Annotated in this window: 19 protein-coding genes, 1 tRNA gene and 2 pseudogenes; 16 read left to right on the top strand and 6 right to left on the bottom strand. The window is 60.7% G+C overall.

Annotation, left to right across the window (positions count from 1 at the left end):
- Positions 1-2 precede the first annotated feature (2 nt).
- The 7 genes from GM655_RS19640 to GM655_RS19610 are packed head-to-tail and all read left to right on the top strand — an operon-like array spanning position 3 to position 8,886.
- Complete coding sequence (locus GM655_RS19640) at positions 3-680, top strand: type IV pilus inner membrane component PilO (RefSeq protein ID WP_155436354.1); 678 nt, start codon at positions 3-5, stop codon at positions 678-680.
- Positions 677-1,225 carry a pilus assembly protein PilP gene (locus GM655_RS19635; RefSeq protein WP_155436353.1) on the top strand — a complete coding sequence of 183 codons (549 nt, stop codon included), beginning with the start codon at positions 677-679 and terminating at the stop codon, positions 1,223-1,225. Before GM655_RS19640 ends, GM655_RS19635 begins: the two co-directional genes overlap by 4 nt.
- Positions 1,222-3,435, top strand: a complete 2,214-nt coding sequence (locus GM655_RS19630) for a type IV pilus secretin PilQ (RefSeq protein ID WP_229632651.1) — start codon at positions 1,222-1,224, stop codon at positions 3,433-3,435. The genes GM655_RS19635 and GM655_RS19630 overlap by 4 nt, the downstream gene beginning before the upstream one ends.
- Before the next feature lie 30 nt (positions 3,436-3,465).
- Positions 3,466-5,643, top strand: a complete 2,178-nt coding sequence (locus tag GM655_RS19625) for a beta strand repeat-containing protein (RefSeq protein WP_155436352.1) — start codon at positions 3,466-3,468, stop codon at positions 5,641-5,643.
- Between the two features lie 12 nt (positions 5,644-5,655).
- Positions 5,656-7,299 (top strand): bifunctional shikimate kinase/3-dehydroquinate synthase AroKB, encoded by a 1,644-nt coding sequence (gene aroKB, locus GM655_RS19620; RefSeq protein ID WP_155436351.1) that lies wholly within the window; start codon positions 5,656-5,658, stop codon positions 7,297-7,299.
- A 13-nt stretch (positions 7,300-7,312) separates the two neighbouring features.
- A complete protein-coding gene (locus GM655_RS19615; protein ID WP_155436350.1) occupies positions 7,313-8,449 on the top strand; it encodes a deoxyguanosinetriphosphate triphosphohydrolase in 1,137 nt (378 codons plus the stop codon).
- Positions 8,450-8,508: 59 nt separating this feature from the next.
- Entirely contained in the window at positions 8,509-8,886 is a 378-nt protein-coding gene (locus GM655_RS19610) for a CCDC90 family protein (RefSeq protein ID WP_155436349.1), read from the top strand.
- A 23-nt stretch (positions 8,887-8,909) separates the two neighbouring features.
- On the opposite strand, the gene mutY is transcribed toward GM655_RS19610, so the two are convergent.
- The 3 genes from mutY to mutM are packed head-to-tail and all read right to left on the bottom strand — an operon-like array spanning position 8,910 to position 12,865.
- The gene (gene mutY / locus GM655_RS19605) at positions 8,910-10,043 is read right to left on the bottom strand and encodes an A/G-specific adenine glycosylase (RefSeq protein WP_155436348.1); all 1,134 of its coding nucleotides are present in this window, start codon (positions 10,041-10,043) and stop codon (positions 8,910-8,912) included.
- 48 nt (positions 10,044-10,091) lie between these two features.
- Entirely contained in the window at positions 10,092-12,020 is a 1,929-nt protein-coding gene (locus GM655_RS19600) for a dynamin family protein (protein WP_155436347.1), read from the bottom strand.
- An 11-nt stretch (positions 12,021-12,031) separates the two neighbouring features.
- Entirely contained in the window at positions 12,032-12,865 is an 834-nt protein-coding gene (gene mutM / locus GM655_RS19595; RefSeq protein WP_155436346.1) for a bifunctional DNA-formamidopyrimidine glycosylase/DNA-(apurinic or apyrimidinic site) lyase, read from the bottom strand.
- 202 nt (positions 12,866-13,067) lie between these two features.
- Between mutM and GM655_RS19590 the strand changes: the two genes are divergently transcribed.
- The 8 genes from GM655_RS19590 (at position 13,068) to GM655_RS19555 (ending at position 20,559) form a co-directional block, all read left to right on the top strand.
- The gene (locus GM655_RS19590; protein WP_155436345.1) at positions 13,068-14,906 is read left to right on the top strand and encodes a tetratricopeptide repeat protein; all 1,839 of its coding nucleotides are present in this window, start codon (positions 13,068-13,070) and stop codon (positions 14,904-14,906) included.
- 28 nt (positions 14,907-14,934) lie between these two features.
- Positions 14,935-15,564, top strand: a complete 630-nt coding sequence (gene lolB, locus GM655_RS19585; RefSeq protein ID WP_155436344.1) for a lipoprotein insertase outer membrane protein LolB — start codon at positions 14,935-14,937, stop codon at positions 15,562-15,564.
- Positions 15,565-15,581: 17 nt separating this feature from the next.
- On the top strand, positions 15,582-16,460 hold the full coding sequence (gene ispE / locus GM655_RS19580; protein WP_155436343.1) for a 4-(cytidine 5'-diphospho)-2-C-methyl-D-erythritol kinase: 879 nt from the start codon (positions 15,582-15,584) through the stop codon (positions 16,458-16,460).
- A gap of 75 nt (positions 16,461-16,535) precedes the next feature.
- Positions 16,536-16,612, top strand: a tRNA-Gln gene (locus tag GM655_RS19575).
- Positions 16,613-16,770: 158 nt separating this feature from the next.
- On the top strand, positions 16,771-17,721 hold the full coding sequence (locus tag GM655_RS19570) for a ribose-phosphate pyrophosphokinase (protein ID WP_155436342.1): 951 nt from the start codon (positions 16,771-16,773) through the stop codon (positions 17,719-17,721).
- Positions 17,722-17,909: 188 nt separating this feature from the next.
- Positions 17,910-18,509, top strand: a complete 600-nt coding sequence (locus tag GM655_RS19565) for a 50S ribosomal protein L25/general stress protein Ctc (protein WP_155436341.1) — start codon at positions 17,910-17,912, stop codon at positions 18,507-18,509.
- Positions 18,510-18,628: 119 nt separating this feature from the next.
- Positions 18,629-19,213 carry an aminoacyl-tRNA hydrolase gene (gene pth, locus GM655_RS19560; RefSeq protein WP_155436340.1) on the top strand — a complete coding sequence of 195 codons (585 nt, stop codon included), beginning with the start codon at positions 18,629-18,631 and terminating at the stop codon, positions 19,211-19,213.
- A gap of 50 nt (positions 19,214-19,263) precedes the next feature.
- Positions 19,264-20,559 (top strand): amidohydrolase, encoded by a 1,296-nt coding sequence (locus tag GM655_RS19555; protein WP_155436339.1) that lies wholly within the window; start codon positions 19,264-19,266, stop codon positions 20,557-20,559.
- A gap of 49 nt (positions 20,560-20,608) precedes the next feature.
- Here GM655_RS19555 and GM655_RS19550 read toward each other — a convergent pair whose 3' ends face one another.
- The 3 genes and pseudogenes from GM655_RS19550 to GM655_RS22790 all read right to left on the bottom strand — a co-directional run.
- Positions 20,609-22,450 (bottom strand): DUF885 domain-containing protein, encoded by a 1,842-nt coding sequence (locus tag GM655_RS19550; RefSeq protein ID WP_155436338.1) that lies wholly within the window; start codon positions 22,448-22,450, stop codon positions 20,609-20,611.
- Positions 22,451-22,570: 120 nt separating this feature from the next.
- Positions 22,571-22,663: pseudogene (locus GM655_RS23345) on the bottom strand (PEPxxWA-CTERM sorting domain-containing protein); the annotation flags it as partial.
- Between the two features lie 90 nt (positions 22,664-22,753).
- A pseudogene (locus GM655_RS22790) lies at positions 22,754-23,866 on the bottom strand (NF038122 family metalloprotease); the annotation flags it as partial.
- A gap of 481 nt (positions 23,867-24,347) precedes the next feature.
- Here GM655_RS22790 and ychF point away from each other — a divergent pair.
- On the top strand, positions 24,348-25,439 hold the full coding sequence (gene ychF, locus GM655_RS19540) for a redox-regulated ATPase YchF (protein WP_155436337.1): 1,092 nt from the start codon (positions 24,348-24,350) through the stop codon (positions 25,437-25,439).
- Positions 25,440-25,522: the final 83 nt, after the last annotated feature.

Below are 25,522 nucleotides of genomic sequence, written 5' to 3'. Positions count from 1 at the left end.
CCATGGCCAATCTGAATATCAATCTCAACGATCTGGGCGCGCAACTGGCTAGCCAGTTCCGCAATCTGAGTGGCCGTCATCCGGGTCTGTGGCCGGTGGCACCACGGCTGCTGTGCAGCGTGGGCGTGATGGCGGCCGTGATTGGCCTTGGCTATTTCTTCTACTGGAGCAGCCAGTTCGAGGAGCAGGATGCGGGGGCAGCGCGCGAAGTCAAGCTGCGCGAGGAATACCGCCTGAAGACCGCGCAGGCGGTGAATCTGGAAGCACTGCGGGTACAGAAGGTACAGGTGGACCAGTATGTCGACCGGCTGCAGAAACAGCTACCCAGCAAGGCTGAAATGGCCGCGCTGCTGACCGACATCAATCAGGCCGGTTCCGGCCGTGGCCTGCAGTTCGAGCTGTTCAAGCCGGCGCAAGTGGTGGTGCGCGACTACTATGCCGAGCTGCCCATTGATATCCGCGTGAGCGGCAGCTACCACGATATCGGCGCCTTCGCGGGCGACATGGCCAACCTGCCGCGCATCGTCACGCTCAACAACATGAGCCTGAGCACAGGCAAGGATGGTGCGCTGACGCTGGAAGCGGTGGCCAAGACCTTCCGCTATCTAGACCCGGAAGAAGTGCAGGCCCAGCGCAAGGCGGCTGCTGACAAGAAAAAGAAGGCAGCGAAAAAACCATGACTACGCTGATCACACGTGCACTCGCATATCCGCTGGCGCTGCTGGCGCTGGCCGGCTGCAGCAATAGCGACGAGCAGGAAGTGCGGGCCTGGATGAAGCAGGTTGACGCGCAGGCGCGCGTGGCCGTGCCGCCGCTGGCCGAACCCAAGAATTTTATTCCGTTCGCCTATGCGCAGAGCGGCACCATCGATCCGTTCAACCCCAACAAGCTGCTGGATGAACTGGCCCGCAGCGGCGCACGCGAAGGCAAGGGACTCAAGCCCGATATGGAACGGCGCAAGGAGTTCCTGGAAGGCTTCCCGCTCGATACCATGAAGATGGTGGGCACCATACAGCAGCGCGGGGTGTATCACGCGATACTGCAAATCGACCGTTCGGTACATCACGTAACGGTGGGCCAGCACATAGGCCAGAATTTCGGACTGGTTACCGGCATCAACGACGGCACGGTAGTGATCAAGGAAATAGTGCAGGATGCGGCGGGCGACTGGGTCGAGCGCATTTCTAAGCTGGAACTGCAGGAAAGTAAGGAGACGAGCAAATGATGGCGCATACCAAGTCAGGGTCCGGTCTGGCCCGTGCCGGCTGGGCGGCCATATTCTCCAGTGTCTGGCTGCTGCTGGCGGCGGCACCGCTGCATGCACAGACCGCAGCGGCCGATACTGCCGCGGCAGATACTGCGGCGGTGCCGGCTGCCAATGCCATCGAATCGGTCAGAGCGCACCGTCAGGGCGCGAACATCGTCGTCAATATCGCTCTCAGGCAGGCACCGGACAAGCTGCCTATCGGCTTCTCCATCACCAACCCGCCGCGTATCGCGCTGGACTTCGGCGCCACTTCCAACGCCACCGGTGGCAGCACGCAGGAAATCGGTGTCGGTGATGTGCGCAGCGTGAATGTGGTGCAGGCGGGCGAGCGCTCGCGTCTCGTGTTCAATCTGAAGCGCAGCCTGAACTACGCTACCGCCATCGATGGCAAGTCCGTGATTCTGACCATAGACGGCAGCGGCGGCGTGAGTGCGCCGGTCGATGCGGCCGGCCTGCCCGTGGCGGTGGCCAAGCCGGCAGCGGTCGCGCGTCCCATGCTGCGCGATATCGATTTCCGCCGTGGCAGCAATGGCGAAGGCCGTGTGATCGTCGATCTGCCCAACAATCAGGTGGCGGCCGATGTGCGCCAGACCCCGACCGGCGTCGTGGTGGACTTCCTCAAGACGGGCGTGCCGGAAAATCTGCGCCGCCGTCTCGACGTGGGCGACTTTGGTACGCCGGTCGCGCAGGTGACCACGCTGGCGCAGGGCGAGAATACCCGCCTGACCATAGAGGCGCGCGGCCTGTGGGAGCAGACGGTGTACCAGAGCGATACCCAGTTGGTGATCGACGTGAAACCGATCAAGGAAGATCCGAACAAGCTCACGCAAGGCACCCAGGGCTATCGTGGCGAGAAGCTGTCGTTCAATTTCCAGAACGTAGAAGTGCGCGCGGCGCTGCAGGCGATCGCCGATATCTCCGGCCTCAACATCATCACCAGCGATAGCGTGGCCGGCAATCTGACCCTGCGCCTGAAGGAAGTGCCATGGGATCAGGCACTCGATGTAGTGCTGCAGGCCAAAGGGCTGGATATGCGCAAGAACGGCTCCGTGCTGTGGATCGCGCCCAAGGAAGAACTGCTGACCAAGGAAAAACTGGAGCTGGAACAGCGTGCCCAGATCGCCGATCTGGAACCGCTGAAATCGGAAATCTTCCAGCTCAATTACCAGAAGGCCGACGCCTTCAAGACCGTGTTCGGTCTGGACGGTGGTGCCGATAGCAAGAACCGCGTGCTGTCCAAACGGGGTAGCGCCATCATCGAGCCGCGCACCAACCAGTTGTTCGTCACCGATATTCCGTCCAAGCTGGAAGACATCCGCAAGCTGATCGCCAAGACTGACGTGGCCTCCAAGCAGGTGCTGATCGAAGCGCGCATCGTCGAAGCGAGCGACACCTTTACGCGCAATCTGGGCGCCAAACTGGGCTTCGCTGATCTGCGCACTTTGCGTGGCGGCGATACCGGCTACCAGATCGGCAACAGCAATACCCGCGTTGCCATCGGCGGCAATATGACGGGCATAGGCGAGGTGACGGGGCAGGCCAAGGTGACTGACGCCAGCTACACCAATACCCAGTTCGTCAATCTGCCCGCAGCAGCCATCAATGGCTCTGCTGCCGGCACGCTGGCCGTCAGCCTGTTCTCGTCGGCGGCCAACCGCTTCCTCAATCTGGAACTGTCGGCACTGGAAGCCGATGGTACGGGCAAGATCATCTCCAGTCCCCGTGTGATCACGGCCGACAAGGCGATCGCGCTGATCGAGCAGGGTATCGAACTGCCGTATCAGGTAGCCACCAGCAGCGGCGCCACCTCGATCCAGTTCCGCAAGGCCAATCTGCGGCTGGAAGTGACGCCGCAGATTACGCCGGACGGCAATGTGGTGATCGATGTGGACGTGAACAAGGATAGCGTGGGACAGGAAACCCGGGCCGGTTTCGCCATCGATACCAAACACGTCAAAACTCAGGTAATGGTGGATAACGGCGGCACCGTGGTGCTGGGCGGGATCTACCAGCAGACCGAGCGCAACACCACCAATAAAGTGCCCTTGCTGGGCGATGTGCCGCTGCTGGGGAATCTGTTCCGCAGCAACGGCCGCACCAACGACAAGACCGAACTGCTGGTGTTTATCACGCCGAAGATCGTGGCGGACAAGCTGATCTCGCGCTGAATTCATTCTTAACCAAATGGGAATTGCATCATGAATAAAATCCGCGAATGGCTGGCGCTGCTGGTCTGTGCCACTCTGCTGTCGGCCTGCGGTGGCGGTGGCGGTTCGCCCGGCACGACTGGCAATGGCGTGACGCCATCCAAGGCTGCGACGGTGTTGCTGCAGGCCAGTGCCAGCACGCTGGCTTCGTCCGGCCTCGATGGCACGGAAGTAACGCTGACGGTGATCGTCAAGGATGCCGGCGGCAATGCGCTGCCGAATGAGACGGTGAGCTTTAATGCCAGCTCCGGCACCATCAGCAATACCAACCGCGTGACCAATAGCTCCGGCCAGGTCACGGAAAAACTCAGCACCAAGGGCGATAGCAGCCTGCGCAAGATCACCATCACGGCCAGTGCCGGTTCGGTCAAGTCAGCCGAGGTGACGGTAGAGGTCATCAATGCGGTTCCCACCCTGAGCCTGACGACGGATTCCGGCACGCTCGCTTCGGCTGGCACGGCTGGCAATGAAGTCAATGTCGTGGCGCTGGTGCGCGATGCCAATAACACCGTCATGTCGGGCGTGACGGTCAACCTGAGCGCTGATTCCGGCAGCCTGACGCTGACCAACCGCGTGACCAATGCCCAGGGCGTGGTGACGGAAAAACTTGGCACCGGCGGCGATTCCACTTCGCGTGCCATCCGTATTACGGCCAGCGTGCCGGGCGCCCAACCGGTCAGCACCATCGTCAACGTGGCCGGCAATCGTCTGACCCTGAATGCCCAGCCTACCATCAACGTAGGGGCCACGGCCGACATTACCCTGAAGCTGGTCGATTCGGCCGGCAATGCCCTGAGCGGCAAAGCAGTGCAGTTTGCCTCGAATGCCAATAGCCTGACCGTGAAGGGCGGCGGCGCAGCCGTGACCAATTCGGCCGGTCAGCTAGTGCTCAGCTATGCGGCCAGCGGTGGCACGGCCGATGTGATTACTGTCAAAGCCGGGGGCGAATCGGCTTCGACCGGCATCGTCATCAACGCATCCAGCTTCTCGATCAAGGTGCTCGATGCGGTTGGCAATGTGCAGAGCACAGCCGCGATCGGCGGCTGCCAGCAACTGGCCATCACGGGCGGCCCTGCAGGTGCTGTCACCATCAGCAGCTCGCGCGGCACGGTGTATAGCGATGCGGCCTGCAGCAGCCCGCTGAATGGTCCGGTGGCCTTGTCGGGCGGTGCCGCCAGCGCCTACCTGAATGCCAGCGGCCCCGGCGTTGCCACGCTGACGGCTACGGTAATCGGCCAGACCACCCAGACCACGCTGGAATTCGTTGCGCCGCTGACCAATATCGCCACCATCACCGTGCAGGCCGATCCGGCCGTGATCGGCGCCAATGTGGCGGGCAGCACGGCCCAGCAGGCCAGCCTGCGCGCGGTGGTGCGCGATGGCACGGTGCAGAACAATGTGGTGAAGAATGCCAGCGTGGCCTTCTCCATCCTGACCGACCCTAGCGGTGGTTCGCTGACCCAGCCTGCGCTGGTGCAGACGGGCGCAGACGGTTCGGCCACGGTCAGCTTCGTGGCCGGCAGCAATCCTTCGCCGCTGAACGGCGTGCAGATCCAGGCACGCATCATCGGCGGTTCCGGCGCCAGCGCCGTGGCCAGCCTGACGGTGGCGCAGAAGTCGCTGTTCATCAGTGCCGGTACCGGTAATCTGGTGCAGACCCCGGGCAGCGCTTCCTACCAGCTCGACTATCTGGTGCTGGTGACGGATGCCGCCGGCAATGCCGTGCCGGGCGTGAAGCTGACCGCTTCCGTGCTGCCGACCACTTACTACAAAGGCATGCTGGGCTACGCTCTGCCGCAGGGACCATGGACGCCGGTGCAGCACGTGGGCTGCGCCAATGAAGACATCAACCGCAACGGCATACTCGATGCGGGCGAAGACCTGAACGGCAATGGCCTGCTTGATCCGGGCATTCCTGTCACGGTCAGCACCAATGTCACCACCGATGCCAAAGGGCAAGCTATCGTCTCGCTGGTCTACCCGCGCGACCGTGCCAACTGGCTTGATGTGAACCTGACAGTGCGCGGGCAGGTGAACGGGAGTGAATCGAATTACACGGGTCTGGTACACTTACCGGGTTTGGCAGCAGATTTTGCGCTGCAGACGATCACACCGCCGGGGCTGACCAGCCCTTACGGGACATCAACTTCGTGTAGTAACCCGAATTAACTCGGACTGTTCATGCCTAATGTGTTTCTAGTCGGCCTGATGGGGGCAGGAAAAACCACCATCGGCCGCATCCTGGCGCGTAAGCTAGGGCTGCGTTTTATTGATTCCGACCATGAGATCGAAGCCCGTACGGGAGCCACCATTCCGTGGATTTTCGAAATCGAAGGGGAAGCCAGCTTTCGCCGCCGCGAGGCCGAAGTCATACGGGAACTCACGGGCCAGCAGGATCTGGTGCTGGCCACGGGCGGCGGCGCCATCCTCAATCCGGAAAGCCGCGCCTATCTGAAGGAACGGGGCACGGTGATCTACCTGCGTGCCAGCGTCAACAGCATCCTGCAGCGCACCGCACACGACAAGAACCGTCCGCTGCTGCAAACGGCCGATCCGCGCAAGAAGCTCGAAGAGCTGATGGCCGTGCGCGATCCGCTGTACACGGAAGTCGCCGACATCGTCATCGATACGGGACGTCCTAACGTACAATCCATGGTATCCAACATCCTAAACCAGCTGGAAACGCGCGCCTGCGAGGCCGCGCCCAACTGTGTGACTCAAGCCCAGCCTTCCATGAACGAAGAATCCACCATCCTGTTAAATGTCGATCTGGGCGAGCGTAGCTACCCGATCTCTATCGGTCCTGCGCTGCTGCAGGACCAGTCTTTGCTGGCGCGCCATGTGCACGGCAACAAGGTCGCCATCGTCACCAACACCACTATCGCGCCGCTGTATCTGGAGCGGGTGGAAGCGGGCCTGCGCGCTGCCGGCAAGCAGATGATCAGCATCGTGCTGCCGGATGGCGAAGAGTTCAAGAACTGGGAAAGTCTGATGAAGATTTTCGACGCGCTGCTGGCCAACAAGGCCGACCGCAAGACCACGCTGGTGGCGCTGGGCGGTGGCGTGATCGGCGATCTGTGCGGCTATGCGGCTGCCAGTTATATGCGCGGCGTGGATTTCATCCAGGTGCCGACTACGCTGCTGTCGCAGGTGGATTCTTCGGTGGGCGGCAAGACGGGCATCAACCACCCGCTGGGCAAGAACATGATAGGCGCGTTCTACCAGCCGCGTGCCGTGCTGGCCGATACCACCACGCTGGAAACCCTGCCGGAGCGCGAACTGGCAGCCGGTCTGGCCGAAGTGATCAAGTACGGCGCGGTGATCGACCTGCCATTCTTCGAGTGGATAGAAGCGAACATCGCCAAGCTGGTGGCGCGCGACAAGGGCGCGCTGGCTTACGCGATTGCGCGCTCGTGCGAAATCAAGGCGGACGTGGTGCGGCAGGACGAACGCGAAGGCGGCCTGCGCGCCATCCTGAATTTCGGCCATACCTTCGGCCACGCCATCGAGGCCGGCATGGGCTACGGCCAATGGCTGCACGGTGAAGCGGTCGGCTGTGGCATGGTGATGGCGGCCGATCTGTCGCAGCGCATGGGCTTTATCGATGCGGCCACGGTGGAGCGCGTGCGCGCGCTGGTGGCTGCTGCCGGTCTGCCCGTCAAAGCGCCCGATCTGGGCACAGCGCGCTGGCTCGAGCTGATGGAAGTCGACAAGAAGAACGAGGGCGGCGCCATCAAGTTCATCCTGATGAAACCGCTGGGTGCGCCCTGCATCACCAACGCGCCACAGGAACTGCTGCTGGCCACGCTGGCCGCGAGTATTTAACCAGACTATAGCCATGCTACCCGACGACTTCCTCGCCCCTTATGCTGCCCATGCATCGGGCGGCGTCGGGCGCCGCTATGCCGAAACCCCGCACGCTTCGCGCAGCGAATTCCAGCGCGACCGCGACCGCATCATCCACTCGTCGGCCTTCCGCCGGCTCGAGTACAAGACCCAGGTATTCCTCAATCACGAGGGCGATCTGTTCCGCACCCGCTTGACCCACAGTCTGGAAGTAGCGCAGATCGGCCGTTCGCTGGCGCGCAATCTGCGCCTGAACGAAGATCTGGTGGAAGCCATTTCGCTGGCCCACGATCTCGGTCATACGCCGTTCGGTCATGTGGGGCAGGATGTGCTCAACGAATGCATGCAGGACCATGGCGGCTTCGAGCACAATCTGCAAAGCCTGCGTGTGGTGGACGAACTGGAAGAACATTACGGTGCCTACGATGGCTTGAACCTGATGTTCGAAACCCGCGAGGGCATACTCAAGCACTGTTCGCTCAACAATGCCCGTCTGCTGGGCCCTGTCGCGCAGCGCTTTATTGATCGTACCCAGCCTTCGCTGGAAGCCCAGTTGACCAATCTGGCCGATGAAATCGCCTACAACAGCCACGATATCGACGATGGTCTGCGCTCCGGCCTGATCACCATCGCCCAACTGGAACAGGTGGATTTCTTTGCGCGCCTGTGGCGCGATGTGCAGCAGCACTTCCCCGGCCTGTCGGGCCGCCGTGCCATCTACGAAACCTTGCGCCGGCTGATTACGGCGCTGGCCGATGATCTGATCGTCACTTCCAGCCGCCTGCTGGCTGACGCTGCACCGAAGAGCATAGACGAGGTGCGCGCGGCGCCGCCGCTGATCCGCTTCTCCGATCCTATGCGCAAGGATGCGACGGAACTCAAGCGCTTCCTGCGCGAGAATCTGTATCGCCATTACAAGGTGAACCGCATGCGCGTCAAAGCCAGCCGCATCGTGCGTGAACTGTATGGCGCGTTCATGGCCGACCCCGTGCTGCTGCCGCCCGACTATCAGGACAAGTCAGGCGACGTCAGCAAGCAGGCGCGCAAGATCGCCGACTATATCGCCGGCATGACGGACCGCTACGCCATCCGCGAACATCGCCGCCTGTTCTCGCTCGAAGAACTGTAATTTGAGATTACTCAATCGTGCTACCTTGCCCGTCCCCGTAGCCCAGGGGATGATGCGGCATGGACGAGCAAATTTTAAAACTCGATAAGCGCCTTACTTCGGTTGAGAACGAAGTGGAGTCCTTGCGGCTGGAGCGGCAGGAAATGCGCCGCTATTTCGCGAGCAAGGAAGACATTCTGCGTATGGAAAGCCGGATTGCGCTGATGTTCGAGCAGTCCGCCAGTAAAACTGAGGTGCGGGCACTGGAACGCCATCTAGGCGAAGAATTTTCGACGCTGAACCAGCGCTCGGCGGAATTCGAGAAGCGCGTTACCAATGACCTCGGTGAAATACGCTTGCAAATGGCGCATCTCGAATTACGCATATTGCGCTGGCTAATCGGTACGGTGCTGACTATCACCGGCATCGTCGTGGCGGTGGTTAAGTTCTGGGTCTGATCCGCCACCCCATACTGTTTGCGCTAGACGCTGCCGGCTAGTTCCAGCAGCAGTTTCTTGATGGGCGCTGGCAGGGCAGCGTCGCCCAGTTGTGCCAGCGGTAGCCAGACGTACGCGGTCTGCGCGGCCATCATGCGCCGCTGCGCCAGCGTGATGCGGTAAGGTGCAATGTGCAGCTTGTAATGCGTGAACACATGGGTGACGGTGTTCAGACGTTCAGAGCTTTCCATCGCGCCGAACGGTTCGACTGCGCGCAGCAATTCGTCGTCCGTCGCGGCGTTCGCGTCCTTGCTCTCGTCGCCGTCCTCATCCGGCACGGCCACATGGCCGGCCAGTTCCGGCAGCGATAGCAGGCCGCCCCAGATACCCGTTGGTGGCCGCTGCTCCAGCAGCACGGCACCGCCATCGATTATCAGCAACATGATGGCGTGCTTTTCGGGACTGGCTTTCTTCGGCTTGCGCACCGGCAGTTCTGCCGTGCGGCCCGTGTTGTAGGCCACGCAGCGCGGCTGCATGGGGCAGCGTGCGCAATCGGGCTTGCTGCGCGTGCATAGCGTCGCGCCCATATCCATCAGGCCCTGCGTGTAGGACTCTATGCCCTGTTCGGGCAGCAGCGCCTCGGCGCGGCGCCACATCATTTCTTCCGTCTTGCGTTCGCCCGGATAGGTATCCACGCCATACACGCGGGCCAGCACGCGCTTGACGTTGCCATCCATGATGGCGGCACGGCGGCCGCTGGAGAACGCGGCTATCGCCGCTGCGGTAGAACGGCCTATGCCGGGCAGATCGGCCAGCAGCACAGGGTCGTTGGGGAATACGCCGCCGTACTCGGCCACCACGCGCTGGGCACATTTGTGCAGGTTGCGTGCACGCGTGTAGTAACCGAGCCCGCTCCACTGCGCCATCACGTCTTCCACCGGCGCGGCAGCGAGGCTGGCCAGATCGGGGAAGCGCGTCAGGAAGCGCTGATAGTAGCCGATCACGGCCGATACCTGCGTCTGCTGCAGCATGATTTCGGACAGCCAGATCAGATAGGCATCGCGCGTGTTCTGCCATGGCAGCGTGTGCCGTCCATGCTGCTTCTGCCATGCCATCAGCGTGGCGGAAAAATCGGGATCGTGAAAATCGTCTCGTGCAAATTCGACTGCTAACGTCATAGGTTTCCTGAAATACTGGGGCCGGTGCGGCGGGCGCTGACCGGCGTACTAGGCGGCGGCGTCGAGCGCCGACCATTCTGCATTGATGGCGAGGCTGACCTGTCCGGCCAGCTCGAGCAGGGTGATCTTCTGTGCCGCCAGTTCCTGCTGGCTGGCTTCGAAGGCTTCGATCTTCTGTTCCAGGCTGTCTGTTGCATCGTGGATGCGCTGGATCGACGCCTGCCGGTGTTTAAGTTGTTCCTTGTGCTGGCGGATCTGCGCTTCCAGCGGTGCCATGATCACTTTCAGCCAGGCTTCTGCATCCTGATTGGCGGACTTGAAGCAGGCCCGTACGCGCGAAGCGATGGTATCAAAAAACTTCTCCATCAGTACCACGCGGCTGGTGGTAATCAGCGTGGCCGTGCCGAACTGCTTGTTGTAGATGGCTTCGATGGTGGCGATTTCGGAGCGGTAGGGCTGCAGTGTGAAGGCCATGGGCATGGCCAGCGACAGCCCATGCTCGCTGGCGAAGCGACGGTACATCACGGCCATCATGTCGCTGATTTCGGCCGTCTTGCGTTCGGCTGCATCGAGGTTGGCGTTGACGCGGGCGAAGTACTGGCGCATGGCTTCGCGCACGCCCGTGAAGAAGCGGCTGTGCTGCATATCGTTGCGCACCAGTTCGATATCATCGCGCACGATGTCCATGCCCATGCAGGTGTATAGCTCGGTGGACAAACGGGTGAAGACAGAGCGGGTGGCCTGCAGCGTGTACAGGCTGGCATCGAACTCCTTCTTCTCCACGTCGATGCGGCGGATCATATGGCTGATCATGTTGTGGTTTTTGCCGCGCAGGCTATTCAGTTCCACCAGCTGCTCGACGATGCCGCGGCTGCGTGCCTGCAGCAACCCTAGCTGCGCGCTGCTGAGCGCCTGCAGTTCATCCTGCAGTTGCTGGCGTACGATATCCTTCTTGGCCGTGATCAGCTGCTCGAACAGGGCCTGCTCGAGCGCCGGCAAACGGCTGCGTGCGAGCAGCTCGGCGTCGCCCGTGATGCGTGCCACCAGCCCCTTCTGGGCCGAGACGGGGAACACCTGACGGGTTTCCAGCCCCAGCGTGTGGGCAGCCTGTTCCTGCTGGCGCGCGATGTCGGCATCGATGTCGGCCGTGTTACGCAGCTCGTCCCACAGACCATCGATCTTGTTGAGCACCACGATACGGCCCGCACCCGCGCCTATGTGCTCGCGCCAGACGTCGATATCGCTGCGCGTAACGCCGGCATCGGCGGCAAGGATGAACAGCACGGCATGCGCATTCGGTATCAGATTGAGCGTCAGCTCGGGTTCCGTGCCGATGGCGTTCAGGCCCGGCGTATCGAGGATCACCAGCCCCTGCTTGAGCAGCGGGTGGGGGAAGTTGATGATGGCGTGGCGCCAGCGAGAAATTTCCACCATACCGGCATCGTCTACGGTAGTTGCGAGCGTGGGGTCTTCTTCATCGTATAGGCCGTAGCGGCGCGCTTCTTCCACGGGCACGCGGCGCGTCAGGCCCACCTGCTTGAAGATTTCGTGCATGCCCGCGCCATCGTCGAGCGCTAGCGGCAGCACGGTCCATGCCTCGGGCTGTTCACGGTAGTCGCTGGTGGACAGATGTTCGGCGCGGGTTTCGATGGGCAGCAGCCGCAGCGATGGTGCATAGGCGGCGTCATACATCAGCTCGGTAGGGCACATGGTAGTGCGGCCCGCCGCCGAGGGCAGCAGGCGCTGGCCATAATCGGCAAAGAAAATCGCGTTGATCAGCTCCGATTTTCCGCGCGAGAATTCGGCCACAAACGCGACCGACAGCTTGTCGTCAACTAGCCGTGCCAGCGTGCGGGCGATGCGCTGCTCGGTGGCGCCATCGCTGAGGCCAGTGGCGCGCATCCAGCTCTGATAGCCGGTCAGCGCGGTCAGTACGCTCTGGCGCCATGCGCTGTAATGTTCGAAATCCCTGACCATGGAGTCTGCCCTTATTTTTGGCAATGCACGCAGTAGAACGTGGAACGCTGGCCCTGCTTGATTTGCCGGATCGGGGTGCCGCACACTTTGCATGGCACACCTGCACGATCATAGACGAAATAGGTCTGCTGGAAGTAGCCCGATTGGCCATTTACTGCAATAAAGTCACGCAAGGTGCTACCGCCCTGCACGATGGCTTCGGCCAGCACGTCGCGTACCGTCTGCGCCAGCGTTTCGTAGCGGGCCAGGCTGATGCGGCCTGCCGGGGTTTTCGGATTGATGCGGGCGCGGAACAGGCTTTCTGAGGCGTAGATATTACCCACGCCGACCACGATATCGCCTGCCAGCAGAGCTTGCTTAACGGCGGTGCTGCGGCCGCGCGTGCGGTCGTACAGCAGCTTGCCTGTAAAGCCCGCTTCCAGCGGTTCTACGCCGAGATCGCGCAGCAGTACGTGGTGTTCCAGCGCGCCGTCGGCAGCGTCGTGCCAGAGCACGGCACCGAAGCGGCGCGGGTCTTTCATGCGCAGAGCTTGCAGGCCGGCGTCGCTGTGCACCACCAGATCGATGTGGTCATGTTTTTCCGGCGCTATGCCGGCCGGCATGATGCGCAGATGGCCAGACATGCCCAGATGAATGATCAGCGTGCCATGGTCGAAATGCACCAGCAGGTACTTGCCGCGCCGCCCCGTGGCGCGCACGGTGCGTCCCGCCAGTAGCTGATTGAGTTCGGGCGGGAAGGGCCAGCGCAGGCCATCGCGCCGCATCACCACGGCATGCACGGTACGGCCTTCGAGGTGGGGCGCTACGCCGCGCCGGGTCACTTCAACTTCTGGTAATTCTGGCATCTGTTTCGCTTCTGGTCGGCTATGGTTGAGCGGGAAGGGCGTGCTGTGGCGGCGGTTCCTGTGCCCCCGGCCGGCCGCGAAATGGCTGCGGCGGCAGCGGAAAGCGGGCTGATCGGAATATTTGGTTACACTAGTCAAACACGCCAGCCCGGTGCAGGGCGTAAAATCTGTCCGTAACTATACCGATCGCCAGGATTTACCCTTGAAAAACGCTTTTGCCATTGTAACCTTGTCGGCCCTGCTGTCGGCATGTGCCACCGCCCCGCAACTGGCTTCCCCTGCATCCAACCCTGCCGCCGATGTGCCCAAGGCGGCCAGTACGCCCGACAGCGCTGCTGCCACCGATGGTCCGCCCGTTGCCGCCGCTGAAACGCTGACGGCGAGCGCTGACGCGCCTGCAGCGCCGGAGGTCGTGTTGCCGAAAGTGGAGCTGACCAGCGAGCTGGTCTACCGCATCACCAAGGCCGAGCTGGAATTCAAGCAGGGTAACTGGCAGGGACCGTATATCACCATGCTGGCGCTGGCCCAGCAGACCCGCGACCCGCGGCTGGCGCAGCGTGCCACGGAAATGGCCATGGCCGCCAAGCAGGGGCCGGAAGCGCTGTCGGCGATCCGCCTGTGGCGCGGTCTGGCGCCCGAGTCGGACGAAGCGATACAGTTGCAACTGGGCTTTTTGGTCAACAACCCTGATTTGCGCGAGGCGGAGCAGGTGTTTGCCTTGCGCCTCAAGCAGCTGCCGGCGAAATCCCGTCCGCTGGCCATGTTCCAGATGCAGCAACTGCTGCTGCATCTGAAGGACAAGGCGGCCAGTTTTGCGCTGCAGGAGCGCGTGCTGGCACCGTATGACGATATGCTGGAAAGCCACCTGATCATGGCTCAGAGTGCGTTCGCGCTCAACGATGCGCCGCGCGCCTATGCGGAAGCGGAGCGGGCGCTGGCAATCAAGGCTGATTCCGAGCTGGCCGTGCTGACCAAGGCGCAAGTGTCCGGCAGTCTGGACAAGGCACTGGCCGTGCTGTCCGATTTCCTCGCGCGCCATCCCCATGCGCATGAAGTGCGGGCCGCCTATGCCCGCATACTGATAGATGCCAAGCAGGTGGATGCGGCGCGCGAGCAGTTCCTCACGCTGCTCAAAGACCAGCCCGACAATCTGGCCACGCTGTATTCGCTGGGCGCCATGGCCATGCAGAGCAATGATCTGGCCAGCGCCGAGAAATATCTGTCGCGCTACGTGGACGTGCTGGCGCAGCAGCCCAGCGACGAGCGTGATCCGGCCAAGGTGCTGATCATCCTGTCGCAGATCGCCGAGCACCGTGGCGATCTGGCGGCCGCCTACAATTGGCTGGAACAGATAGACGGCAGCGGCGATGACAAGGAATATCTGGCGGCGCGCCTGAAGATGGCGCAGCTGACGGCCAGACAGGGCAAGATAGACGAAGCGCGCGCCCAGCTCGCCGAACTCAAACCCAGTGATCAGAATGACCTGGCCCAGGTCTTCCTGGTCGATGCCCAGCTGCTGCGCGATGCCGGCGATGTGCTGACGGCTTTCGTGGTGCTGGAAAATGCCAACAAGCGCTTCCCCGGCAATCCCGACCTGCTGTACGAGTTTGCCCTGCTGGCTGAAAAGCTGGGCCAGATGGAACTGATGGAAAAAACGCTGCGTCAGGTCATGATCGCCGCACCCGATAACCAGCAAGCCTACAACGCACTGGGCTACTCGCTGGCCGAGCGCAACGAGCGCCTGCCGGAAGCGTATAGCCTGATCGACAAGGCGCTGAAAATGGCGCCCGGCGATCCCTACATCATGGACAGCATGGGCTGGGTGCAATTCCGCATGGGTAATCTTGACGAAGCGGAATCCATGCTGCGCCGTGCCTATGCCGCGCGCAATGATGCGGAGATTGCTGTACACCTCGGCGAAGTGCTGTTCGTTAAAGGCGATCAGGCCGGCGCCAGAAAACTCTGGCAGGAAGCCCAGCGCAAAGACCCGCAGAATGATGTGCTGAAAAGCACGCTGGCCCGCCTCAAGCAAAGCCTTTGATCGCTGCCCTCACATGACTGCACTCACGATGACTGATTACCGACCTGCGCGCCGCCGTGCGCTGCTGACTGCTTTGGGCCTGAGCGCCAGCTTGCTGCTGGGCGGCTGTGCCAGCACTGGTGGCGCTGCGCTGTCGGCCACCACGGTGGCGCCTTACCGCCAGACGCTGGCCCTGCAAGGGTCTATAGGCATCAACTACCTGCGTGACGGCAAGCGCGAATCGCTGACGGGCACTTTCCAGTGGCAGCAGACGCCTGCCGCAACGGACGTGACGCTGGTATCGCCGACGGGCCAGACCGTGGCCGTGCTGCATGTCACGCCAGCACAGGCCAGCCTGCAGCAAAGCGGCCAGCCGCTGCGTACGGCCGCCGATCTGGATAGCCTGACCACCCAGACGCTGGGCTGGAGCCTGCCCGTAGCGGGCCTGCGCGACTGGCTGCAGGGCTATGCCACCGATGCGCAGGGCCAGCGCTTCAGCGCTTCGCCCGCCCGCAACACGGTGGTCACGCGCGATGGCTGGAAAGTTGAATATATGACCTGGCAGGACGAGCAAGCGACCGTGCCGCAACCGAAACGTATCGAGCTGACCCGTCTGGGTGCAGGCGAAGTGGAAGAGCTGGCGATCCGCATTGCCATCCGTCCTGCCGTAGAAGAATAGAAGAATAAAATACCGACATGACAAGTTTGAAACATTGCCCCGCCCCTGCGAAACTCAATCTCTTCCTGCACGTAAATGGCCGCCGTCCCGATGGCTACCATCTGCTGCAGACCGTGTTCCAGATGGTGGACCATGGCGATAGCCTGGATTTCACGCTGCGCGATGATGAGCAGATCGTGCGTGTGACGGAACTGGCCGGTGTGCCGCAGGAGCGCGACCTGATTATCCGCGCGGCGCGATTGCTGCAGGCGGAAGTGCAGCGCCGCACGGGCCGCTTGCCGCGCGGAGTGGATATCGCGATTAGTAAGGTGCTGCCCATGGGCGGCGGACTCGGTGGCGGCTCGTCCGATGCGGCTACCACGCTGATGGTGCTCAACCATCTGTGGCAGGCTGGCCTGAGCCGCGAGGAACTGATGGCCATGGGCTTGCCGCTGGGCGCCGATATCCCGTTCTTCATCTTTGGCCAGACCGCGTTTGCCGAAGGCGTGGGCGAGGCGCTGCAGCCGGTGCAGGCGGCCGATTGCTGGTATGTGGTGATCGAACCGGGCGTCGAAGTCCCTACGGCAGCAATTTTTTCTTCAGAACATTTGACAAGGGATACTCCGCCGGTCATAATATCGGACTTTTCCAGCCACCTCGAAAATCGAAACGGTTTAAAGGAATTTGGAAAGAACGACTTACAGCAGGTAGCAACGCAGTTATATCCGCCGGTAGCAGAAGCGGTAGCGTGGCTAGCAGCGTACGGTGATGCCAGGATGACTGGCTCTGGTGCATGTGTGTTCTGTGCGCTGGCCTCCGAAGCTGAAGCAGAGTCGGTGCTAAAACAGGTGCCGGCGAAGTGGCAAGCATGGAAAGCCAAGGCGCTCCATCGTCACCCTCTGCATGCGATGCTGTGAAGCGTAAAAAAGATTTGGCTTAGCGTTAAAATGGCTGTATAATATCGGCCTGTAGCGACAAGCAACAAGTTGCGTAGGGGAATCGCCAAGCTGGTTAAGGCACCGGATTTTGATTCCGGCATACCAAGGTTCGAATCCTTGTTCCCCTGCCATTCGTTTGTATCTGGAACCGTCGAGGCTGAAGCAGTCTCCGGCCGGATAGGGCAAAAATGTCTCGCCATGAGCGGGACATTCTACTTAGTACACATAGCGTTGATAGCACTGTCAGCGGCTTTTCAAAAAATTCTTCGACTTTTCTCTGGGACTCCCAATGGCTTTCGAAAACCTGATGGTTTTTACCGGCAACGCTAATCCTGCATTGGCAGAAGGGGTCGTCAAAAATCTCGGCATCCCTCTCGGCAAGGCAAACGTTTCGAAATTCTCGGACGGCGAAGTGATGGTAGAGATTAACGAAAACGTCCGCGGTAAAGACGTCTTCGTTCTGCAATCGACCTGCGCCCCTACTAACGACAGCCTGATGGAACTGATCCTGATGGTCGATGCGCTGAAACGTGCATCCGCTGGTCGTATCACTGCTGCAATTCCTTACTTCGGCTATGCCCGTCAAGACCGTCGCCCGCGTTCGGCACGTGTTGCGATCTCGGCTAAAGTCGTGGCCAACATGCTGGAAGAAGCCGGCGTCGAGCGCGTCCTGATCATGGATCTGCACGCTGACCAGATTCAGGGCTTCTTCGATATTCCGGTAGATAACATCTATGCATCGCCAGTTCTGCTGGGCGACCTGCAGAAGAAAAACTACCAGGATCTGCTGGTGGTATCGCCGGACGTCGGCGGCGTGGTGCGCGCACGTGCACTGGCCAAGCGTCTGGGTTGCGATCTGGCCATCATCGACAAGCGCCGTCCTAAAGCCAACGTTTCCGAAGTGATGAACATCATCGGTGAAGTGGAAGGCCGTAACTGCGTGATCATGGATGACATGGTCGATACCGCCGGTACGCTGGTCAAAGCGGCCGAAGTGCTGAAAGAGCGCGGCGCCAAGAAAGTCATCGCGTATTGCACCCACCCTGTGCTGTCCGGTCCTGCGATCGAACGTATCACCACCTCCTCGCTGGACGAGCTGGTTGTGACCGACACGATTCCGCTGTCCGAAGCTGCCAAGGCTTGCGACAAGATCCGTCAACTGACCTGCGCACCATTGCTGGCAGAGACCTTCAAACGTATCGTCAAGGGTGATTCCGTGATCTCCCTGTTCATCGACTAAGTTCGACGATACCTGATGCCGCAGCCTGTGCTGCGGTGTTGTTAAAAGTTTTACGCGGCGCACCGGCTTTTGCCGTTGCGCCGTTGTTGTTCCGGTTGCATGGGTCGCAAGACCCATATTCTGAAGCACCCTGGTCGCGGGGGCTTCCTAACACTGGGCGCGAGCCCGGTTATTTTTTGGAGTATCACATGAAAGTAGTAGCATTCAAACGCGAATTGCAAGGTTCCGGAGCGAGCCGCCGCCTGCGCAATTCGGGCCAGACCCCAGGTATCGTTTACGGCGGTACCGAGCCAGCAATCACCATCTCGCTGGACCACAACGCCCTGTACCACGCTCTGAAAAAAGAAGCGTTCCACTCGTCGATCCTGGATCTGGAAATCGACGGCGTTTCCCAGCAAGTTCTGCTGCGCGACTTCCAAGTCCACGCATTCAAACAACTGGTTCTGCACGCTGACTTCCAGCGCGTAGACCAGAACAAAAAAATGCACACCAAAGTGGCTCTGCACTTCGTGAACGCTGAAGTTTCGCCAGCTGTTAAGCTGCACGGCGCAACCATCAGCCACGTTGCTAACGAAATCGACGTATCGTGCCTGCCAAAAGACCTGCCAGAGTTCATCACCGTTGACCTGGCAAACATCGACGTTGGCCACTCGCTGCACGTAGGCGATCTGGTTCTGCCAGCTGGCGTTACCGCTGTTACCCACGGCGCCAACCTGACCATCGCTACCGCTTCGGTACCTGCTGGTCACGTATCGGCTGAAGCCGCTGCTGCTGAAGAGAAGAAGTAATCACTGATGCCGCCCGCGGGCGGTAGCTAGTGCAGCCCCCGCTGGTCTGATCGCACTCTGGTGCGCCTGCCAGCGGGGGTTTTTTTATGCCCGACCTTATTTTTGCCGCGCAAAATTTTATGCCTATCCGTCTCATCGTTGGTCTCGGCAACCCCGGCGCCGAATACGAACAAACCCGCCACAATGCCGGCTTCTGGCTGGTCGATAATCTGGCCAACAGCCTGCCCGGCACCCGTCTGCAGCGCGAAACGCGCTACAACGCGCTGATGGCGCGCACCAGCGTGGCCGGTCAGGAAGTGTATCTGCTGGAACCGCAAACCTATATGAACCGCTCCGGCCAGTCGGTCGGTGCGCTGTGCCGCTTCTTCAAGATCACGCCTGATCAGGTGCTGGTGGTGCACGACGAACTCGATCTGATGCCCGGTATCGCGCGACTCAAAAAAGGTGGTTCGGCCGGTGGCCACAACGGCCTGAAAGACATCACGGCGGCACTCGGTACGCAGGATTACTGGCGGCTGCGACTCGGCATAGGCCATCCGCGCACGCTGGGCCTGCAGCAGCCCGTAGCGGATTTTGTGCTGCACCGTCCGCGCCGCGAAGAGCAGGACCTGATCGAACAGGCCATCGATAAATCGCTGCTGGTGATGAACCAGATCGTCGAAGGCAAATTCGAAGCGGCCACCATGAAGTTGCATACGGCCTGAGTTGACGGTGGTATGCTGGCATTTTGATCACGCCAGCAAGGAAACCACCGATGAAATATCTGCCGCTCGCTGCTCTGCTGTTGACCGTTGGCGCGCACAGCGCCCCTGCACTCGATGCCACTGCCGTGGCCACGCAGGTCAATGCCATGTATCCCAAGCTTGATGCGATCTACAAGGATTTGCATGCGCATCCGGAGATCGCTTTTCAGGAGCAGCGCACGGCTGCCAAGCTGGCGGCGGAAATGCGCAGCCTCGGTTTCGAAGTGACAGAAAAAGTCGGCAAGACGGGCGTGGTGGCCATGTACCGCAATGGCCCCGGCCCGCTGGTGCTGGTGCGTACCGAAATGGACGGCCTGCCGATGGAAGAAAAATCCGGCTTCCCGTTTTCCAGTAAAGCCCATGCGCTGCTTGATGGGAAAGACACCATGGTGGCGCACAGCTGCGGCCACGATGTGCACATGACGGCATGGCTGGGCGCCGCGCGCACGCTGGTAGCGATGAAATCGCAGTGGAAGGGCACGCTGATGTTTATCGGCCAGCCGGCCGAAGAGATCGTCAGCGGTGCCAAAGCCATGCTCGATGATGGCCTGTTCCGCCGCTTCGGCAAACCCGATTACGCGTTTGCCCTGCATAGCTGGCCCCATGCCTACGGCACTATCGGCTATAACAGCGGCCCCGTGTCGTCCAACTCGGACGCCATCGAAATCACTTTCAAAGGCCGTGGTGGCCATGGCTCGGCACCGGACAAGGCGCTCGATCCTGTCACCATTGCGGCCCGTTTCGTGGTCGATGTGCAGACCGTGGTGAGCCGCGAAAAAGATCCCAAGGAATTCGGTGTGGTGACTATCGGCGCCATCAACGGCGGCACGGTGGGGAATATCATTCCCGATTCCGTACGTGTGCGCGGTACCATCCGTTCCTACAGCCCCGAAGTGCGGGCCAAACTGCTGGCCGGTGTGCGCCGCATTGCCAACGCATCGGCCGCCATGGCCGATGCACCTGCGCCCGATGTCGAGCTGATCGCCGGTGGTGCGGCCATCGATAACAGCGCGGCACTGGTGGCGCGTACGGCGCCCGTGTTCGAGCAGGCTTTTGGTGCGGCCAATGTGGTGCGCCGTCCGGCCATGACGGCTAGCGAAGACTTCTCCGAGTTCGTCAATCAGGGCGTACCCGGCATGTTCTTCTTCACCGGCGTGTATGATCCGGCGGCCGTGGCGGAAGCGGAAAAGCCGGGCGGCAAGCCGCTGGCCTTCAATCACTCGCCCTACTACGCACCAGTGCCGGAACCATCGATCAAGACCGCTGCACAGGCCATGGTGCTGGCGGTCATGAACGTGATGCAGTGACCTGATAATTAGCCGCCACAGCAGCGGCTAATTATCTGCGGCGAGTGCATCAGCGCGTCGCTGCAATCCAGCGGTTGACGCGCGCTTCCAGTATCGGCAGTGGCAGGGTGCCATCGCCGATCACCACCGCGTGGAATTGCGGGAAGCTGAACTTCTCGCCCAGCGCGTCCTGCGCACGCTTGCGCAGTTCCTGTATCTTCAGCGCACCGATCTTGTAGCTAAGCGCCTGCGCTGGCCAGACCATATAGCGTTCGATCTGGTTTTTGGCGCGTGCTTCCGGCCAGCCCAGCGTGTCGACCAGATAGGCGATGGCCTGCTCGCGGCTCCAGCCTTTGGCGTGCATGCCGGTATCGACTACCAGCCGTGCAGCGCGCAGCATTTCCGCATTCAGGTGGCCGAAGTAGGCTACCGGATCTTCGTACAGGCCCATTTCGCGCCCCAGCGTTTCCGAATACAGGGCCCAGCCTTCCGTGTAGGCTGCGCTGTTCTGGTTCTCCGTGCTGAACTTGCGGAAGTCGGGCAGATCGAGTTCCTTCAGCAGGGCCGCATGCAGGTGGTGGCCCGGCACGCCTTCGTGCAGGAACAGGCTGACCATGTCGACCCGGCTGTACTGCTTGGCGTCGTTCACCACGGGCCAGAATACGCCCGGGTGCGAACCGTCGCCGGCAGGCGGGGTGTAGTGGTCAGAGGCGGTGGCGCGCGTGAGTTCCGGTTCCAGATGCAGTTCCAGTTGGGCTTTCGGAATCAGGCTGAAATAGGCCGGCAGTTTGGCCTGTACCTGCGCGTAGATGCTGCGGTAGGTGTCGAGTACCTGTTCATCGCTGCTGAAGATGCGGTACTGGTCCTGTTTGGCCACCCATTGCGGCAGCAGATTGGCGGGCCCCGTGTAACCGAGCTTGGGCGCGACTTCGGCCATCTGCTGCTGGATGCGTGCGACTTCTTTCAGGCCCAGTGCGTGGATGTTTTCGGCCTGCAGGGGCAGGTTGGTGCTGTCCTTGATGCGGGCCGCATACCAGGCTGCGCCATTGGGCAGGGCGCTCCAGCCCGTGCTGGCCCGGCTGGCCGGCAGATAGTCCGTTTCGAGGAATTGCACGAGGCGGTTGAGGGCCGGTGCAATGCCTTTTTCCACGGCGCTGCGGTAGGCTGCGCTCAGTTGCTTCTGATCGGCAGCGCTGAAGCTGGCCGGGAAGTGCTTGGCGGGGCTGTAGTAGATGCTCGCTTCCGTGCTGGTGGCACGTAGCGCACGCATCTGCGGCAGCAGTGCCTGCGTGATGGCGGCCGGCTGCACGATGCCGCTACGCATGCCGGCACGCATATTCGCGATCGCCTGATCTATCCATGCCGGTAACTGGTTCAGGCGGCTCAGATAGGCGCGCTGCTGTGCCACGGTGTTGAGCGGCTGCGAGCCATTGCCGTCGGCATAGTTGGCTAGTGTGCTCGGGACGTTATCGAAGTGGTTCAGCGGCAGCAGGTGCTCGGGGAAGGACTCGAGCTGCATGGCGTTATTCAGTTCGTAGGTGAGCAGCTCGAAGGTTAGCTGGTCCTGCGGATTGAGCTGGTTGCGCTTGAGTGCCATCAACTGCTTCTGCATGGCGCGGTACAGATTGAACTGCTGGCCACGTACTTTGGGTGAAATGGCCATACCCAGTTGGTCATCGTAGCGGCTGTCACCATTAGCAGTAGCGAACAGCAGCGGGTCGTAGCGGCAGCGCGCGCGGTGGAACTCGGCGGCGATGCGGGCCAGTTGCTGCTGGGCGTTACCGGCTTTGGCACTATCACTGTGCTTGGCGCGTGGTGCGGCACTGGCTGGTAGTGTGGTCCAGCCGCTTAGCAGCGCGGTGGCGAGTACGGTGGCAGTGAGGGCGGAACGGGGACGGCGGACGATCGACATACAGTTTCCTCGGCAAAGTGGCTAGCCGGGAAAGTCTAGCAGCTCAGCGGCGGATGCAACAGGGGCGGACCCCGTTGCCGGTGGTCCGCCCCTGCACAGAGCTACGCGGGTAGCGCTGGATTATGCCTGTTTGGCTTTGCGGCGACGTGCAGCGAAGCCGGTGATGCCCAGACCTGCCAGCAGCATGGCATAGGTTTCTGGCTCGGGTACAGCTTGTGCCAGACCGTCCATGGCGTAGATATCAGCCGTGGTCTTGTTGTAGGTTGGATTGTTCAGAATGTTCTGGCTCAGGTTCCAGCCCATGGCGTCAAATGCTGCCAGATCGTTCTGGGTGACAGAACCACCAGCGCAGGCGGCAATGGTTGGGTCCATTACACCGATCTGACGGGTGCTCAGGTAGCAGTTACCGCCCAGATCCAGCACGGCCTTGTTGTCAGCCCAGTGCGAAGCTTGCTGGCCGTCGCCGTTGTAGCGGCCGGTCGAGAAGAACGCAGCTTCCTGTGCAACGTCTGGCAGGTTGAAGACGCTCGCGCCACCGTCGATCGAGAAGAAGGCAGTCTTGTTGGCGCCCCATTGCAGGTAGCGTGCACCGCCATCAACGCCCGAACCATAGCGGAACAGATCCAGCGTGCTGCCGATCGCCCAGTCATCGATATTTTTGGTGCCGAATGCGCCACTGCTGAATTGCGCAGCGTAAGGACCTTTGCCGCCAACCAGGTCGAAGGTGTCTACGCCACTGACGAAGCCCAGAGCGTGGCCCAGTTCGTGTACAGCAACGGCGGTGAAGTCGTATTTGCCGCTGGCGATGCCATCGGTAGGGTTGAAGTCGAAGGCAAAGTTGGAGCTGAAGGTAATGCTGGCGTCAGTTTTGCGGGCAGCGTAGGAATTTTCGTAGGTAGCGCCCATACCCATAGCTTTCAGTACCGAGGTGTTAACGTCCAGATACTGATTAATGCCATTGCTGCCATTGGAAATGCGGCTGGCTAAGGTCGGGTCTACACCGATTTTGCTGGCGGCATTGGTGTAAGCATTCACGCGCATGGCCAGATCGGTACCGTTTGCCAGCGTAGGCAGGTGGGACACCGCGATCTGGTCCAGTGCACTATTACCCGTGGTTTTCAGACCGGTATAGACATCGGCAACCGATACGACATTGGAATTGCTGCCAGTGCTGCCCAGAATGCCAGCGCCCAGCGAAGCAAATTTAATGTCGATACGGATGGTGGCATCGTTCGCCAGCGTTTTGTTCCAGTAGTTCGCTGCTTTCTGGAAAGCAAACAGTGCTTCAGCGCCGTGCGGGGCGGTCGAGAAGCTATTGGTGCTATCGATCAGAACGATATTGGCAGCGGAAGCAGGAACGGCCAGTGCAGCGGCAACAGCAGCGGCGGCGACACTCTTAACCAGGGTTTTCTTCATTTCACATCTCTCCATGTAAGCGGTATATGTTTTACTGGGCTCTACTGGCCCCATAGCGGTGGGGGATCGGTCACCTGCCGGCATCGCTGAGGACGCCTGAAAAGCGTAACATAAGCTTAATTTTTATTGTTTTAAGATTACTCAATTAATAGAAATAAATTTTTAAAAAACAACACTTGACATTTCTCTAACACAACAATTCACAATTGAAAGGCCTGTTTGTGACATTTTCTGCCTGGACTGTGCAACTGGGCCGCTTTGACGGCCGAGCGCAGGCAGCAGGATTTTGGAGAAGGGCAGTACGGAGAGGTACAATAGAGCTCTTTTTTTGGCAAAACGCACCCGAACTTCAGCGTATGCATGGCTGATAGGCTGCTTTTGTCCTCATTTCGTAGTGATGGTGGTGGTTTATCGCAACCCAGTAGGTGCCGGCCCAGCGCCGCAAGCATCCGCCTAACTCGTTGAACTTTAAGGATTATTCATGAGTCTCAAATGCGGCATCGTCGGCCTGCCTAACGTCGGCAAGTCCACCCTTTTCAATGCGCTGACCAAGGCTGGCATTCCGGCCGAGAACTACCCGTTCTGCACCATCGAACCTAATGTGGGCGTGGTGGAAGTGCCGGACCCGCGTATGGCGGCACTGGCCGAGATCGTCAAGCCCGAGCGCATGGTGAATGCCATCGTGGAATTCGTCGACATCGCCGGTCTGGTGGCCGGTGCGTCGCAAGGTGAAGGTCTGGGTAACCAGTTCCTGTCGCACATCCGCGAAACGGACGCCATCGTCAACGTGGTGCGCTGCTTTGAAGATGACAACGTGATCCACGTGGCTGGCAAAGTCAGCCCGCTGGATGATATCGAAGTGATCCAGACCGAACTGGCACTGGCCGACCTCGGTACGGTGGAAAAAGCCCTGCACCGCGAAAACAAGAAAGCCCGCTCCGGCGACAAGGATGCCGCCAAGCTGGTCGCCCTGCTGGAACGTCTGATGCCGCATCTGAACGACGCCAAGCCTGTGCGTGCCCTGGGTCTGGACGCTGATGAGATGCTGTTGATCAAGCCACTGTGCCTGATCACTGCCAAGCCCGCCATGTATGTGGCCAATGTATCGGAAAGCGGCTTCACCAATAATCCGCTGCTGGATCAGCTGAGCGCCTACGCTGCGACCCAGAATGCTCCTATCGTGGCTATCTGCGCTTCCATCGAAGCTGAAATCGCGGATCTGGATGACGCTGACAAGTCGGCTTTCCTGGCTGATCTGGGCATGGAAGAACCGGGTCTGGACCGTCTGATCCGCGCGGCCTACAAGCTGCTGGGCCTGCAGACCTATTTCACCGCTGGTGTGAAAGAAGTGCGTGCCTGGACCATCCATATCGGCGATACCGCGCCGCAAGCTGCAGGCGTGATCCACACTGACTTCGAACGCGGTTTCATCCGCGCCCAGACCATTGCCTACGATGACTTTATCCAGTACAAGGGCGAATCGGCTGCCAAGGAAGCGGGCAAGATGCGCGCCGAAGGCAAGGAATACGTGGTGAAAGACGGCGACGTATTGAACTTCCTGTTCAACGTCTAAGTCCGATTCTGGTTTTTGCGCCAGACCCAACCCCGGCATGCCGGGGTTTTTTATTGCCTAAAACTTAATAATCATCCGGCGAC

This window comes from Pseudoduganella danionis (assembly GCF_009720775.1).
GTDB lineage: Bacteria > Pseudomonadota > Gammaproteobacteria > Burkholderiales > Burkholderiaceae_D > Rugamonas > Rugamonas danionis.
Note: the sequence above shows the minus strand (reverse complement) of the source record. Positions and strands in the feature narration are given on the sequence as shown.

Coding starts and splice junctions, on each gene's coding strand:
- GM655_RS19600 (WP_155436347.1), bottom strand. CDS start 12,020: ATGGTCAGGGATTTCGAACATTACAGCGCATGGCGCCAGAGCGTACTG.
- GM655_RS19555 (WP_155436339.1), top strand. CDS start 19,264: ATGAAATATCTGCCGCTCGCTGCTCTGCTGTTGACCGTTGGCGCGCAC.
- mutM (WP_155436346.1), bottom strand. CDS start 12,865: ATGCCAGAATTACCAGAAGTTGAAGTGACCCGGCGCGGCGTAGCGCCC.
- aroKB (WP_155436351.1), top strand. CDS start 5,656: ATGCCTAATGTGTTTCTAGTCGGCCTGATGGGGGCAGGAAAAACCACC.
- lolB (WP_155436344.1), top strand. CDS start 14,935: ATGACTGATTACCGACCTGCGCGCCGCCGTGCGCTGCTGACTGCTTTG.
- ispE (WP_155436343.1), top strand. CDS start 15,582: ATGACAAGTTTGAAACATTGCCCCGCCCCTGCGAAACTCAATCTCTTC.
- mutY (WP_155436348.1), bottom strand. CDS start 10,043: ATGACGTTAGCAGTCGAATTTGCACGAGACGATTTTCACGATCCCGAT.
- GM655_RS19640 (WP_155436354.1), top strand. CDS start 3: ATGGCCAATCTGAATATCAATCTCAACGATCTGGGCGCGCAACTGGCT.
- ychF (WP_155436337.1), top strand. CDS start 24,348: ATGAGTCTCAAATGCGGCATCGTCGGCCTGCCTAACGTCGGCAAGTCC.
- GM655_RS19610 (WP_155436349.1), top strand. CDS start 8,509: ATGGACGAGCAAATTTTAAAACTCGATAAGCGCCTTACTTCGGTTGAG.
- GM655_RS19625 (WP_155436352.1), top strand. CDS start 3,466: ATGAATAAAATCCGCGAATGGCTGGCGCTGCTGGTCTGTGCCACTCTG.
- GM655_RS19635 (WP_155436353.1), top strand. CDS start 677: ATGACTACGCTGATCACACGTGCACTCGCATATCCGCTGGCGCTGCTG.
- GM655_RS19565 (WP_155436341.1), top strand. CDS start 17,910: ATGAAAGTAGTAGCATTCAAACGCGAATTGCAAGGTTCCGGAGCGAGC.
- GM655_RS19550 (WP_155436338.1), bottom strand. CDS start 22,450: ATGTCGATCGTCCGCCGTCCCCGTTCCGCCCTCACTGCCACCGTACTC.
- pth (WP_155436340.1), top strand. CDS start 18,629: ATGCCTATCCGTCTCATCGTTGGTCTCGGCAACCCCGGCGCCGAATAC.
- GM655_RS19570 (WP_155436342.1), top strand. CDS start 16,771: ATGGCTTTCGAAAACCTGATGGTTTTTACCGGCAACGCTAATCCTGCA.
- GM655_RS19630 (WP_229632651.1), top strand. CDS start 1,222: ATGATGGCGCATACCAAGTCAGGGTCCGGTCTGGCCCGTGCCGGCTGG.
- GM655_RS19615 (WP_155436350.1), top strand. CDS start 7,313: ATGCTACCCGACGACTTCCTCGCCCCTTATGCTGCCCATGCATCGGGC.